This is a genomic window from Rhodococcus rhodnii NBRC 100604 (assembly GCF_001894925.1).
Taxonomy (GTDB): domain Bacteria; phylum Actinomycetota; class Actinomycetes; order Mycobacteriales; family Mycobacteriaceae; genus Rhodococcus_F; species Rhodococcus_F rhodnii.
Genome location: NZ_BCXD01000024.1, coordinates 50842 through 63641 on the forward strand (window position 1 = coordinate 50842; position 12800 = coordinate 63641).

A 12800-nucleotide genomic window follows, 5' to 3' on the forward strand; every position below is an offset into this window, starting at 1 on the left:
CCTCGCACCTCTCGTGCGCTCGTCGGAGTAGCCTTCTGCGGCGTGTCAGCCCAGAACGATCGATCGCCGGAGAACGCACAGTCGGCGCGCGTGCGCGCGAGTCTCGCCGAGATGCGTGTGGACTACTCGGAGGTCGCGGGCCAGCACCCCGACGAGCCGGACCTCGACGTCGCGCATCTCGAAGCGGGCTGGTTGCCGCTCCTGCGGATCTGGCTCGACGGCGCCGTGCGCGCGGGAGTGCCCGAACCGAACGCCATGACCCTCGGCACGGTCGATGCCGCGGGCGATCCGCGGACGCGCACGGTGCTGTGCAAGGGCGTCGACGACACGGGCGTCACCTTCTACACCAACTACGACTCCGACAAGGCGCATCAGCTCGACGCGCACCCGGCCGCGTCCGTCACGTTCGCGTGGGTCTCGCTCGCGCACCAGATCACGCTGCGCGGGCCGGTCGAACGGGTGCCGGCCGAGGTCACCGAGCGCTACTGGGCGACGCGCCCGCGCGGCTCGCAGATCGGCGCGTGGGCGTCGTGGCAGTCGCATCCGATCGCGTCGCGCGGCGAACTCGACGCGCAGTGGCTCGCCGTCGCACAGCGTTTCGCCGGTGAGCAGGTTCCGGTCCCGGATTTCTGGGGCGGATACGTCGTGCGGCCCGTCGTCGCCGAGTTCTGGCAGGGCCGCGGCGACCGCATGCACAACCGGATCCGTGCCGAACTGACCGACGGAACCTGGGTCGCGCAGCGACTCCAGCCGTGAGGGGCCTGCTCGCCGACACCACTCCGCTCCGCAATCGCGACTATCGACGGCTGTGGCTCGCGGGTGTCGTCACCGTCATCGGCGGCCAGCTCGCGATCGTCGCGGTGCCGCAGCAGATCTACGAGATCACGCGTTCGTCGGCGTACGTCGGGCTGACGGGTGTGTTCGCGCTCGTCCCGCTGATCGTCACGACGAGCGGGCTCGGCATCACCGCAGTGCTGTTCTGGGTGCAGGCGGCACTCGAGCTGAACAACGTGTGGGTCGTGCTCGTGCTGCTCGCGGTGCAGCAGGCGTGCTTCGCCGTCAATCAGCCGACGCGTGCCGCCATCATCCCGCGGCTCCTGCCGGGCGAGCAGCTGCCCGCGGCGAACTCGCTCAACATGACGGTGATGCAGTTCGGGGCCATCGCCGGGCCGCTGCTCGCGGGCGTGATGATCCCGATCATCGGGCTGTCGATGCTGTATCTCCTCGACGCGGTCGCCCTGCTCGCGACGTTGTGGGCCGCAGTGAAGCTGCCGTCGATCCCGCCGACGGGACAGGCCCGCCGCGCGGGGCTGCGGCAGGTGTGGGAGGGCTTCGGCTATCTCGCGACGCAGCGGATCCTGCTCGCGTCGTTCGTCGTCGACATCATCGCGATGGTCTTCGGGATGCCGCGTGTGCTGTTCCCTCAGATCGCCCACGAGTCGTTCGGCGATCCGGTGACCGGCGGGTTCGCGCTGGGGCTGTTGTTCGCGGCGATGTCGGCGGGCGCCGTGCTCGGCGGAGTGTTCTCGGGCTGGTTGCCGAGAATCCGGCGGCAGGGGCTCGCCGTGATCGTCTGCGTCGTGTTGTGGGGTCTCGCGATGCTCGGCTTCGGCGTCACCGTCCACTTCGCGGCGCCGGGGTCGTCGGCGGCGATCCTGTGGATCGCGGTCGCGTTCCTCGCGTTCGGCGGCGCGGCGGACATGGTGTCGTCGGCGTTCCGGGCCACGATGCTGCAACAGGTCGCGACGGACGACATGCGCGGCCGCCTGCAGGGCGTGTTCACGGTCGTCGTCGCGGGCGGTCCGCGGATCGGCGACGTCGCGCACGGCGCGGCCGCGGCGTCTGTGGGAACCGCGGTCGCGACGGCGGGCGGCGGCGGCCTCGTCGTCGTCGGTGTCGTGATCGCTGCCTTCGCGTTTCCGATGTTCGTGCGCTATCGGGTGTAGCGGTAGCACACTGGACGTGTCGCCCGTGACGTGGAAACTCCAGGTCAGGTCGCAGCGACCGGCGCCACTCGCGGCCGCGCGTCGGCTGCGTGCGGCGGTGCTCGCCTGGTCGCGCCGAACCCGCCCTACGCGGGGGCGCACCCGGGGGACTACTTTCTACGTGATCGAATGTTGTAACTCATCGGTTCGAGCTTTGAGAGGGATGCTTCGTGCCCGACAATGACACAAAGCCCACACTCGCCTATCCCGGTGGCGAGTACTCGATGTCGATTGCCGAGGCAAGCGAGGGCAATAACGGCATCGTCCTGGGTAACCTCCTGGCGAGCACGGGGTACACGACCCTGGACCCGGGCTTCGTCAACACCGCCTCCACCAAATCGGCGATCACCTACATCGACGGCGCGAACGGCATCCTGCGGTATCGGGGATATCCGATCGAACAGCTCGCGCAGAAGTCGACCTTCATCGAGGTCAGCTACCTGCTGATCTACGGCGAGCTGCCCACCGCGGCCCAGCTCGAGGACTTCACCAACCGCATCCGCCGTCACACGATGCTGCACGAGGACCTCAAGCGGTTCTTCGACGGTTTCCCGCGCAACGCGCACCCGATGCCGGTCCTGTCGAGCGCCGTCAACGCGCTCTCGGCGTACTACCAGGACTCGCTCGATCCCGACGACGCCGATCAGGTCGAACTCTCGACGATCCGGCTGCTCGCCAAGCTCCCGACGATCGCCGCGTACGCGTACAAGAAGTCGGTCGGTCAGCCGTTCCTGTACCCGGACAACTCGCTGAACCTCGTCGAGAACTTCCTGCGCATGACGTTCGGCTTCCCGGCCGAGCCGTACGAACTCGATCCCGAGATCGTCAAGGCGCTCGACATGCTGCTGATCCTGCACGCCGATCACGAGCAGAACTGCTCGACGTCGACGGTCCGGCTCGTCGGCTCGTCGGACGCGAACCTCTTCACGTCGATCTCCGGCGGCATCAACGCGCTGTGGGGCCCGCTGCACGGCGGCGCGAACCAGGCCGTCCTCGAGATGCTCGACCGCATCGTCGCCGAGGGCGGCGACAGCGCCGACTTCCTGCGCCGCGTGAAGAACAAGGAAGACGGCGTGAAGCTCATGGGCTTCGGGCACCGCGTCTACAAGAACTACGATCCGCGTGCTGCGATCGTGAAGGACACGGCTCACACGATCCTCGAGAAGCTCGGCGGCGGAGACCAGCTCCTCGACATCGCGATGGGACTCGAAGAGGCCGCGCTCGCCGACGACTACTTCGTCGAGCGCAAGCTCTACCCGAACGTGGACTTCTACACGGGCCTGATCTACCGCGCGATGGGCTTCCCGACGCGTATGTTCACGGTGCTGTTCGCGATGGGCCGGCTACCCGGGTGGATCGCGCACTGGCGCGAGATGCACGAGGACCCGACCACGAAGATCGGCCGCCCGCGGCAGATCTACACCGGCTACACCGAGCGCGACTACAACGACATCGAGCGGCGCTGATCCGTCGGCGCATGTTCGCCGTCGGCGCCGACCGGCGTCGGCGACACCGAGAGATCGGGGCCGCAACGCTGCGGTGCCGACGACGAGGAGCAACATGAGCAAGCCCGAGATCGAGTTCCAGGAGGGCCCCGCGCCGACCGACCTGGTCATCAAGGACCTGGTCGTGGGAGAGGGCCCGGAGGCGGTCCCGGGGGGCACCGTCGAGGTCCATTACGTCGGCGTCGACTACGAGACGGGTGAAGAGTTCGATTCGTCGTGGAACCGTGGCGAGTCGATCACGTTCCCGCTGCGCGGCCTGATCCGCGGCTGGCAGGACGGCATCCCGGGCATGAAGGTCGGCGGCCGTCGTCAGCTCACGATCCCGCCCGAGCTCGCGTACGGACCGGCAGGTGGCGGACACCAGCTGTCCGGCCGCACCCTCGTGTTCGTGATCGATCTGCTCGACGCGCGTTCCTGATCTCTTCCCGGCCTGCCGCAATGTCACATCGTGTGCGCTCGATGCACACGATGTGACATTGCGGCACCGGGAAAGGTGACGACGAGCCTCGCTCCGCCGAGGGGGCTGTCGTCGAATCGCACGGCCGCGCCGTGCAGAGCGGCCTGCTGCGCCACGAGCGCCAGGCCGAGACCCGAGCCCGGCTTCGACGTCGCGGTCCCGCGCACGAAGCGCTCGAACACCCGCTCGCGATCCTCGTGAGCGATTCCGCTGCCGTCGTCGTCGACGGTGAGCACGATGGCACCGTCCCCGTCCCCGTGTGTGATGGTGATGTCGACGGTGTGCGCACCCCCGTGCCGCGCCGCATTGGTGACGGCGTTGTCGATCATCAGCCGAAGACCGGCCGGGAGCCCGCGCAGCGGCGTGGCAGGTCCGTCGACATTCACCGTGAGCCCCGGATGGTGCCGCTTCGCATCGCCCGCCGCGGTGTCGGCGATCTCCAGCAGATCCGTCTCCGAGAAGTCCTTCTCCGTCGACAGTTCCCCACGCGCGAGCCGTTCGAGGTCGGCGAGCGTCGTCTCGACGCGCGTCTGCGCGCGCGTCAGATCGGCGAGCACCTGGGCGCGATCCTCGGCGGGAAGCTCGTGCGAGGTGAGGACCTCGAGATCCGTGCGCATCGCGGTCAGCGGGGTCCGCAGTTCGTGCGCCGACACCGCCGCGAAGTCCCGGGCCGTCGCGAGGGCGGCGTCCGTTCCCCGTTGTGCGTCGGCGAAGTCGCGCAGCATCGACTCGGCGGCCGCGGCGAGCTCGTCCGCCTCGCGGACACCGGACGGCGTCGGCACGAGATCCTGCTCGCGGGACGCGATGCGCCGCGTGAGCGTCACGAGCGGCCGGACGGCACGCCCGCCGAAGACCCAGCCGAGACCGGTCGCCGCGGCGACGGCCGCGACCCCCGCGACGGCGACCTGCTGCTGCTGTTCGGCGGTGACGTCCTGCGCCTCTGCGTACGGGACCGCTAGCGAGACGAGCGAATCGCTCACGGGATCGTGCGCGGTGTACGTCCGGTAGTTCGTGCCGTCGATCGCGGTGGTGTGCGAGCCGGGATCGAGGCTCGGGAGCTGGGTCGGCGTACTCGTGTCGACGTCGCCGTCGCTGCCGCGGATGGTGATCGCGAATGCTCCCGCGTCGCCGAAGGAGCCGAGGAACGGGCCGGCGACGGCCGCGTTGGGCACGAGGATCGTCGACGCCGCCTCGAGTCGGCGATCGAGTTGCGCGAGGTTGTTGCGCGCGATCGCCGCACCGACGGCGACACCGAGCGCGACGACGATGATCAGTGCACCGAGCCCCGTCGCGACGGCGACGCGGGCGCGCAGCGAGAAGGCGCGCCGCCTCGGCGCGGGCGTCGTCATGCGTCCGGGCGCAGGACGAAGCCGACGCCGCGCACGGTGTGGATGATGCGGGGCGTCCCGCCGGCCTCGAGCTTGCGGCGCAGGTACCCGACGAAGACGTCGACGACGTTCGTGTCCGCGACGAAGTCGTAGCCCCACACGAGTTCGAGCAGCCGCTCGCGGCCGAGCACGATGCCGACGTTGCGGGCGAGGGCGTCGAGCAGTTCGAACTCGCGTTTCGTGAGGCCGATCTCGCGGTCGCCCTGCCACACGCGGTGCCCCGCGACGTCGATCGTGAGATCACCGACGGTGAGGCTCTCGCCCGCGGGTTCGGGTGGCGCGGTCCTGCGCCGCAGCATCGCGCGCAGCCGCGCGACGAGTTCGGCGAGGACGAAGGGCTTGACCAGATAGTCGTCGGCACCCGCCTCGAGCCCCGCGATGCGGTCGTCGACCGAGGTGCGTGCCGACAGCACACACACCGGGATGTCGTTGTCCACGGCGCGCAGTGCCGTCACGACGCCGGTCCCGTCGAGCACCGGCATGTTCATGTCGAGCACCATGACGTCGGGACGCAGTTCGGTGACCTTGCGCAGGGCCTCCCGGCCGTCGCGTGCGGTGGACGCGGTGAAGCCGGACAGCCGCAGGCCGCGTTCGAGAGAGGTCAGCACGTCCTCGTCGTCGTCAACCACCAGGACGTGTGCCGGGAGGAGCTGTGCCGGGTCGTCGGATGATGCGCTCACGTGTCGATTGTGCCCGGTCGTCACGCCGACGCTCGTGATCGTTCCGTGACATTTCGCTACACTCGTGTGCGATGTCTTCCCTGTTTGCGTTCGAACTGACCGATACGAGCCGGATGTGGCTCATCGACAGGCCGCTCGAGATCGCGGTCTACATCGCGCTCGCGGTCGTCCTGCGGTTCGCCCTGCACAAGGTGATCGACCGGACCACGCGGCCACGGCCCGCGGCCGAGCAGTCGATCGACCCCGAGGGCGGGACCGCCGTCGACAACGGCCGTCCCCCGCTGCTGCGACGCTCGCAACGCAAGACCGCGAAGCAGACCGAGGTGAGCGAGCGCCGCGCGCAGCGGGCCCAGACGATCGGGTCCGTCCTCAAGTCGGCGGTGTCGATCGTCATCCTCATCTGGGCGATCCTGCAGATCCTCGGCATCCTCGGCGTCAACGTCGCGCCGTTCATCGCGTCGGCCGGCATCGTCGGTCTCGCGCTCGGCTTCGGTGCGCAGAACCTCGTCCGCGACTTTCTGTCGGGCGTGTTCATGCTGCTCGAGGATCAGTACGGCGTCGGCGACGTGGTCGATCTCGGTGACGCCGTCGGCACCGTCGAGTCGGTGGGGCTGCGCGTGACGACGATTCGCGATGTGGGCGGCACGCTCTGGTACTGCCGCAACGGCGAGATCCTGCGCGTCGGCAACATGAGCCAGGGCTTCGCGGTCGCCGTGGTCGACGTGCCGATCGCGCACAACACCGACGTCCACCGTGCGGGCGAGATCGCGCTGCGCGCGACGGTCGACGCTTCCGACGACGAGTCGATTCGCGAGGACCTGCTCGAGCAGCCCGACCTGCTCGGCGTGAACTCGGTGAACCCCGAATCCATCGTGCTGCGGCTGACGGTGAAGACCAAGCCGGGCAAGCAGTGGGCGGTGCAGCGCACCCTCAACCGCGCGATTCTCGTCGAGTTCGAGCGCGAGGGCATCGACGCGCCGTACACACGGATGGTCCCGAGCCTGGCGGCGCAGTAGCCCGTTCGCGCGCCGCCCCACGCGCGCCGCGATCGTCGTTAGCGTGGACCGATGGCCCTCGCGCTCGTGTGGTTCCGCCGCGACCTGCGGCTCGGCGATCTGCCGACGCTGCTCGAGGTCGCGAACGACGGTGACCGCGCGCTCGCGTTGTTCGTGCTCGACGATGCACTGCTCGGGCCGGCGGGGGAGCGTCGCCGCGATGCGCTGTACCGCGCGCTGGCCGCGCTGGACGAGCAGTTGGGCGGCCGACTGCTCGTGGTGAAGGGCGATCCGGCGAAGGCCGTGCCCGCGGTGGCGGCGGCCGCGGGTGCCGCCCGGGTACATGTGAGCGCCGATTTCGGCCCGTACGGTGCGCGCCGGGACGACGCCGTCGCGCTCGCGCTCCGGGAGCGCGGGGTCGAACTGGTCCGGACCGGATCTCCCTACGTGGTGTCGCCGGGCCGCGTCCTGAAGGACGACGGTGATCCCTACCGCGTTTTCACGCCGTACTTCCGCAGCTGGCAGGAGCACGGGTGGCGGCCGCCCGCGGAGACGTCGGCGGAGACCGTCGAGTGGGTCGAGCCCGACACCGTCGACACCGGTCGCGCTCGCAGGCCGATTCCCGAGCCCCGCGGTGAGATGCCGGACGTGAGCGAGGCGGGTGCACTCGCGGCGTGGTCGGAGTTCGTGGCCGACGACCTGGCGGACTACGGCGAGGGTCGCGACCGCATCGACCGGGACGGCACGAGCCGAATGTCGGTGCACCTCAAGTACGGCACGATCCACCCGCGCACGATGCTCGCCGAACTGGCCCGGCGACGCAGCGACGGTGCGGCGCAGTACCGTCGCCAGCTCGCCTGGCGCGACTTCTACGCGGATTTCCTCCATCACCGGCCCGACACCGCACGTCGCAACTACGACGGCCGCTTCGACGCGATGCAGTACGAGACCGGGCGGGGTGCCGACGAGGCGTTCGCGGCGTGGACCGGGGGCCGGACGGGGTACCCGATCGTCGACGCCGCGATGCGTCAGCTCGCGGCCGAGGGCTGGATCCACAATCGGCTGCGGATGATCGTCGCGTCGTTCCTGGTCAAGGATCTTCATCTGCCGTGGTGGTGGGGCGCCCGGCACTTCATGACGCAGCTCGTCGACGGCGACCTCGCGAACAATCAGCACGGCTGGCAGTGGACGGCCGGGACGGGGACCGACGCCTCGCCGTACTTCCGTGTGTTCAATCCGGTCCGTCAAGGTGAGAAGTTCGATCCGACAGGGGAATTCGTTCGGCGTTGGGTGCCGGAGCTGCGTTCGATCGCGGGGAAGGCCGTGCACGATCCCGCGGACCGACCCGGCGCCTATCCCGAGCCGATCGTCGATCACGCACACGAGCGTCGGGTCGCCCTCGCGCGGTTCGACGCGATTCGCTCGCAGTAGAGCCCCGGTCGCAGCGCGAAAAAGAAATCCGCGAATCCCTTGCGCGATCACTATTCAGCGCTACTATCTAGTGGTACTAAGTGATAGCGAGTAGCGAAGGGAAGGGAGACATGAGCAGGCAGATGACGGAGATGCTCAAGGGCACCCTCGAGGGCATCGTGCTCGCGAGCCTGGCGCAGGCTCCCGGGTACGGATACGAGATCACGGCGCGGCTCCGGGAGAAGGGCCTGACCGAGATCGCCGAGGGAACGGTGTACGCACTGCTCGTCCGGATGGACCAGCGCGGACTCGTCGCCTCGGAGAAGCGCCCGTCCGAGAAGGGCCCACCCCGCAAGGTGTACTCGCTCAGCGACGCGGGTGCCGAGTATCTCGACGAGTTCTGGAAGACCTGGAATTTCCTGGCCGAACGGCTGGACGAGTTGCGTGGAGGAGAGGCATGACGAACACCGGACCCGGACGCATCGCGTGGATGCGACGGAGCATCTCGGCGACGTGGGAGTACCTCGCGGCGATGTGGAACGAGAAGAAGCTCTACAAGCAGCACACGGCGCGGGCGAAGCAGTTGCCCGAAGGCCATCGCGCAGCACTCGAAGCGGTGCGGCGTTACGTCTGGCTGTTTCCGTCGAATCGAGGAGGCGCGCTGATGCCGCTGCTCGACGACCTGCTGGTCCTCTTCGAGGAGAGCGCCGAGAACGGTGTCGGGGTCGCCGACATCGTCGGCGACGACCCGGTGGAGTTCGCAGAAGCGTTCCTGCGCAACTACTCCCAGGACCTGTGGCTGTACCGGGAACGTGATCGGCTCACGAACACGATCGACACCATCGCCCGCGCCGAGCGCAGCGAACAACCCGAGGAGGGGTGATGACCACAGCAGTGCCGGCTCCCGCGATCAGCGTGCGGGGCCTCGAGAAGTCGTTCGACGATCTGCGCGTGCTCCGCGGCGTGGACCTCGACATCGAACGAGGCAGCATCGTCGCGTTGCTCGGCTCGAACGGCGCGGGCAAGACGACGATGGTCCGGATCCTCGCGACACTGACCCGTCCCGACGCCGGAACCGTCATGGTCGACGGCTTCGACGTGATGACCGACGGTGCGAATGTGCGCGAATGCATCAGTCTCACAGGTCAGTTCGCTGCGGTCGACCAGATCCTCACCGGCCGCGAGAATCTGAAGCTCGTCGCGAAGCTTCGTCACCTCGACGATCCGGGTGGCATCGCGGACGAGTTCCTCGCCCGGTTCGACCTCGTCGACGCCGGATCACGCCGCGTCGCAGGGTATTCGGGAGGTATGCGACGACGGCTCGACATCGCGATGAGTCTCGTCGGGAATCCGCCGGTGATCTTCCTCGACGAGCCGACGACGGGACTCGACCCCGAGGCGCGCATCGAGGTGTGGACGATGGTCCAGGAGTTGGCGACTCGCGGAACGACCGTCCTCCTCACCACCCAGTATCTGGAGGAGGCCGAGAAGCTCGCGGATCGCATCGCGATCCTGCACGAGGGGCGCATCGTCGCGAACGGCACCCTCGCGGAACTGAAGGAGCTGCTGCCGCCGGCGGAGGTCGAGTACGTCGAGAAGCAGCCGAGCCTCGAAGACATCTTCCTCGCACTCGTGGGGAAGAACGCCCCCGAAGGAGAGCTGCGATGACCACTCACGTCGTATCCGACACCACCGCGCTGTTCGGTCGATCGATGCGGCACGTCACCCGCAGCGTCGACACGATCATCACCGTGACGATCACGCCCATCGCGCTGATGCTGCTCTTCGTCTACGTCTTCGGCGGTGCGATCGAGACGGGCAGCCAGCGGTACGTCGACTATCTGCTGCCCGGCATCCTGCTCATCACGATCGCGAGCGGCACGTCGTACACCGCGTTCCGGCTGTTCGGTGATCTGCAGAGCGGCATCTTCCAGCGGTTCGACTCGATGCCCATCGCGCGGTCGGCCGCACTGTGGTCGCACGTGCTCACGTCCATGGTGTCCAACGCGCTGTCGGTGATGGTCGTCGTCCTCGTGGCACTGGCGATGGGATTCCGCACGTCGTCGGGGCCGCTCGAATGGCTCGCCGTGATCGGTCTGCTCTCGCTCTTCACGCTCGCAATCACCTGGATCGCCGTGATCCCGGGTCTGCTCGCGAAGACCGTCGACGGCGCGAGTGCGTTCTCCTATCCGCTGATCTTCCTGCCGTTCGTGAGCTCCTCGTTCGTGCCGACGGACTCGATGCCCGGCCCGGTCCGCGCCTTTGCGGAGCATCAGCCGGTGACGTCCATCGTCGACACGATCCGCGCACTCCTCGCCGGCGATCCGGTCGGCAGCGAGGTGTGGATCGCGACAGGCTGGTGCATGGGAATCCTCGTGGTGGCCTATGTCGTCGCGACGAGCATCCACCGTCGCAAGGTTCGCTGATCCGCCCTGCAGTCAGGGGTGGAGGAGTTGCTCGAAGGCATCCAGAACAGCGGGTTCCTCGATCGTGGACGGCACCGTGTACGGTTCGCCGTCCACGATCTGTCTGATGGTCTTGCGCAGGATCTTTCCCGATCGGGTCTTGGGCAGCGCGGCGACGACGGTGACGTCGCGGAACGTGGCGACGGCGCCGATCGCGTCCCGGACCATCGTGACGAGTTCGGCCCGGAGGATCTCGTCGTCGATCTCCACACCCGACTTCAGGACGACGTACCCGCTCGGCCGCTGCCCCTTGACGTCGTCCTTGATCCCCACGACGGCGCACTCGGCGACCGCCGTATGCGAGGCGACGATCTCCTCCATGCTTCCGGTCGAGAGGCGATGTCCCGCAACGTTGATGACGTCGTCGCTGCGACCCAGTACGAACACGTAGCCGCTGTCGTCGATGTACCCGGAGTCGCCGGTCAGGTAGTGGCCGGGGAAGGTGTCGAGATACGAGCGTATGTATCGGTCCTCGTCGTTCCACAGTCCCAGCAACGTTCCGGGCGGCAACGGCAGCCGGACGACGATGTTCCCCTCGGTGCCCGCGGCGACCGGTTCGCCCGTGCCGTCGACGATCTCGACGCGGAACCCCGGAACGGGAACCGACGGTGAGCCCGCCACGATCGGCATCGGCCCGAGGCCGCGGAGGTTCGCACAGATCGCCCAGCCGGTCTCGGTCTGCCACCAGTGATCGATCACGGGCACGCCGAGCGTCGCCGACGCCCACTCGAAGGTGTCCGGATCCAGTCGCTCATCGGCAGCGAACAGTGCTGTGAGCGAGGAGATGTCGTACCGCTGCAACTCGCGCGCCTGCGGGTCCGCCTTGCGGATCGCGCGGATCGCCGTCGGCGCGGTGAACAGCGCGCGCACGCCGTGATCGGCGATCACCCGCCAGAACGCCCCGGCGTCCGGGGTGCCGACGGGCTTGCCCTCGTACATCACCGTCGTCGCGCCGACGAACAGCGGGGCGTACACGATGTAGGAGTGCCCGACGACCCAGCCGACGTCGGAGGCCGTCCACCACACGTCGCCGCGGCCGATGTCGTACAGATGGCGCATCGACCACGTGAGCGCGACGGCGTGCCCGCCGTTGTCGCGGACGACGCCCTTCGGTTTCCCGGTCGTGCCGGACGTGTAGAGGATGTAGAGCGGATGATCGGAGGGCACGGCGACGGCGGGATGCGGAGTTGCCCGGGCGATCTCGGTGTCCCAGTCGAGGACTGCGGCGCCCGACTCGGCGAGAACATCTGCCGGAGAACCGATCTCGGTTCGATCCTTGACGATCACGGCGGCGGGCCGGTGCGTCGCGATCTCCAGGGCGTCCGCGACGATCGGCGGATACGCGACGGTGCGGCCGGGCTCGAGGCCACCCGAGGCCGTGACGATCACGGCGGGCTCGGCGTCGTCGATGCGGATCGCGAGTTCGCGGGCCGCGAAGCCGCCGAACACGACCGAGTGCACGGCGCCGATGCGGGCGCACGCGAGCATCGCGATCGCGGCCTCGGGGATCATCGGCAGATAGATCACGACGCGATCGCCGACGCCGGCACCCGCGGCGGTGAGAACTCCCGCGAAACGCTCGACCTGCGAGAGCAGTTCGTCGTACGTGTAGGTACGGACGGAGTTCGTCATCGCCGAGTCGTGGATCAGCGCGACGGCGTCGCCGTCGCCCGCGCGCACGTGCCGGTCGAGAGCGTTGACCGAGGTGTTGAGCGTGGCGCCCGGAAACCACCGCTGCTGTGACGCCGGCGCCGCTGTGTCGGTCGGTTTCAGGGCGCGGGTCGGTGCCACCTCCCAGTCGACGGCCTCGGCGGCGGCGAGCCAGAACCCCTCCGGATCGTCGATGCTGCGTGCGTAGACGTCGGAGTAGGACTCGCGCGGCGCGCCGCTGTGTGTCGAGTGCATGGTCGGCCCC

General features: G+C 68.6%; 13 protein-coding genes. 10 read left to right on the plus strand and 3 right to left on the minus strand.

The genetic code is table 11. The features are described from left to right. The first annotated feature begins 111 nt into the window (after positions 1 to 111). The 4 genes from pdxH to RR1_RS16515 all read left to right on the plus strand — a co-directional run bounded on the left by pdxH (position 112) and on the right by RR1_RS16515 (position 3908). Positions 112 to 756: a pyridoxamine 5'-phosphate oxidase gene (gene pdxH / locus RR1_RS16500; protein WP_040772280.1), complete on the plus strand. Its 645-nt coding sequence runs from the start codon at positions 112 to 114 to the stop codon at positions 754 to 756. Next, on the plus strand, positions 753 to 1946 hold the full coding sequence (locus tag RR1_RS16505) for an MFS transporter (RefSeq protein ID WP_010836891.1): 1194 nt from the start codon (positions 753 to 755) through the stop codon (positions 1944 to 1946). Before pdxH ends, RR1_RS16505 begins: the two co-directional genes overlap by 4 nt. Before the next feature lie 209 nt (positions 1947 to 2155). After that, positions 2156 to 3451: a citrate synthase gene (locus RR1_RS16510; protein WP_010836890.1), complete on the plus strand. Its 1296-nt coding sequence runs from the start codon at positions 2156 to 2158 to the stop codon at positions 3449 to 3451. Positions 3452 to 3545: 94 nt separating this feature from the next. Then, positions 3546 to 3908, plus strand: coding sequence for an FKBP-type peptidyl-prolyl cis-trans isomerase (locus tag RR1_RS16515; protein ID WP_040772265.1), 363 nt, complete (start codon positions 3546 to 3548; stop codon positions 3906 to 3908). Positions 3909 to 3931: 23 nt separating this feature from the next. On the opposite strand, the gene RR1_RS16520 is transcribed toward RR1_RS16515, so the two are convergent. Together RR1_RS16520 and RR1_RS16525 are read right to left on the minus strand one after the other, a co-directional pair. After that, positions 3932 to 5296, minus strand: coding sequence for a sensor histidine kinase (locus tag RR1_RS16520; RefSeq protein WP_010836888.1), 1365 nt, complete (start codon positions 5294 to 5296; stop codon positions 3932 to 3934). Continuing rightward, the gene (locus tag RR1_RS16525; protein ID WP_051111048.1) at positions 5293 to 6015 is read right to left on the minus strand and encodes a response regulator transcription factor; all 723 of its coding nucleotides are present in this window, start codon (positions 6013 to 6015) and stop codon (positions 5293 to 5295) included. The genes RR1_RS16520 and RR1_RS16525 overlap by 4 nt, the downstream gene beginning before the upstream one ends. 71 nt (positions 6016 to 6086) lie before the next feature. Here RR1_RS16525 and RR1_RS16530 point away from each other — a divergent pair, with 71 nt between their 5' ends. The 6 genes from RR1_RS16530 to RR1_RS16555 all read left to right on the plus strand — a co-directional run bounded on the left by RR1_RS16530 (position 6087) and on the right by RR1_RS16555 (position 10846). Continuing rightward, on the plus strand, positions 6087 to 7031 hold the full coding sequence (locus tag RR1_RS16530) for a mechanosensitive ion channel family protein (RefSeq protein WP_010836886.1): 945 nt from the start codon (positions 6087 to 6089) through the stop codon (positions 7029 to 7031). Positions 7032 to 7082: 51 nt separating this feature from the next. After that, the gene (locus RR1_RS16535) at positions 7083 to 8441 is read left to right on the plus strand and encodes a cryptochrome/photolyase family protein (RefSeq protein WP_010836885.1); all 1359 of its coding nucleotides are present in this window, start codon (positions 7083 to 7085) and stop codon (positions 8439 to 8441) included. 110 nt (positions 8442 to 8551) lie between these two features. Continuing rightward, positions 8552 to 8881 carry a PadR family transcriptional regulator gene (locus RR1_RS16540; RefSeq protein ID WP_010836884.1) on the plus strand — a complete coding sequence of 110 codons (330 nt, stop codon included), beginning with the start codon at positions 8552 to 8554 and terminating at the stop codon, positions 8879 to 8881. Continuing rightward, the gene (locus RR1_RS16545) at positions 8878 to 9303 is read left to right on the plus strand and encodes a DUF1048 domain-containing protein (protein ID WP_010836883.1); all 426 of its coding nucleotides are present in this window, start codon (positions 8878 to 8880) and stop codon (positions 9301 to 9303) included. The genes RR1_RS16540 and RR1_RS16545 overlap by 4 nt, the downstream gene beginning before the upstream one ends. Beyond that, the gene (locus tag RR1_RS16550; RefSeq protein ID WP_040772264.1) at positions 9303 to 10088 is read left to right on the plus strand and encodes an ABC transporter ATP-binding protein; all 786 of its coding nucleotides are present in this window, start codon (positions 9303 to 9305) and stop codon (positions 10086 to 10088) included. The genes RR1_RS16545 and RR1_RS16550 overlap by 1 nt, the downstream gene beginning before the upstream one ends. Continuing rightward, positions 10085 to 10846 carry an ABC transporter permease gene (locus RR1_RS16555; RefSeq protein WP_010836881.1) on the plus strand — a complete coding sequence of 254 codons (762 nt, stop codon included), beginning with the start codon at positions 10085 to 10087 and terminating at the stop codon, positions 10844 to 10846. The genes RR1_RS16550 and RR1_RS16555 overlap by 4 nt, the downstream gene beginning before the upstream one ends. A 12-nt stretch (positions 10847 to 10858) precedes the next feature. On the opposite strand, the gene RR1_RS16560 is transcribed toward RR1_RS16555, so the two are convergent. Then, on the minus strand, positions 10859 to 12790 hold the full coding sequence (locus tag RR1_RS16560; protein ID WP_040772263.1) for an AMP-binding protein: 1932 nt from the start codon (positions 12788 to 12790) through the stop codon (positions 10859 to 10861). Positions 12791 to 12800 lie beyond the last annotated feature (10 nt).

What these genes read in the sequence shown, in the direction of transcription:
- RR1_RS16550 (WP_040772264.1), top strand. Translation starts at nt 9,303, where the DNA reads ATGACCACAGCAGTGCCGGCTCCCGCGATCAGCGTGCGGGGCCTCGAG.
- RR1_RS16515 (WP_040772265.1), top strand. Translation starts at nt 3,546, where the DNA reads ATGAGCAAGCCCGAGATCGAGTTCCAGGAGGGCCCCGCGCCGACCGAC.
- RR1_RS16520 (WP_010836888.1), bottom strand. Translation starts at nt 5,296, where the DNA reads ATGACGACGCCCGCGCCGAGGCGGCGCGCCTTCTCGCTGCGCGCCCGC.
- pdxH (WP_040772280.1), top strand. Translation starts at nt 112, where the DNA reads ATGCGTGTGGACTACTCGGAGGTCGCGGGCCAGCACCCCGACGAGCCG.
- RR1_RS16555 (WP_010836881.1), top strand. Translation starts at nt 10,085, where the DNA reads ATGACCACTCACGTCGTATCCGACACCACCGCGCTGTTCGGTCGATCG.
- RR1_RS16535 (WP_010836885.1), top strand. Translation starts at nt 7,083, where the DNA reads ATGGCCCTCGCGCTCGTGTGGTTCCGCCGCGACCTGCGGCTCGGCGAT.
- RR1_RS16530 (WP_010836886.1), top strand. Translation starts at nt 6,087, where the DNA reads ATGTCTTCCCTGTTTGCGTTCGAACTGACCGATACGAGCCGGATGTGG.
- RR1_RS16545 (WP_010836883.1), top strand. Translation starts at nt 8,878, where the DNA reads ATGACGAACACCGGACCCGGACGCATCGCGTGGATGCGACGGAGCATC.
- RR1_RS16560 (WP_040772263.1), bottom strand. Translation starts at nt 12,790, where the DNA reads ATGCACTCGACACACAGCGGCGCGCCGCGCGAGTCCTACTCCGACGTC.
- RR1_RS16540 (WP_010836884.1), top strand. Translation starts at nt 8,552, where the DNA reads ATGAGCAGGCAGATGACGGAGATGCTCAAGGGCACCCTCGAGGGCATC.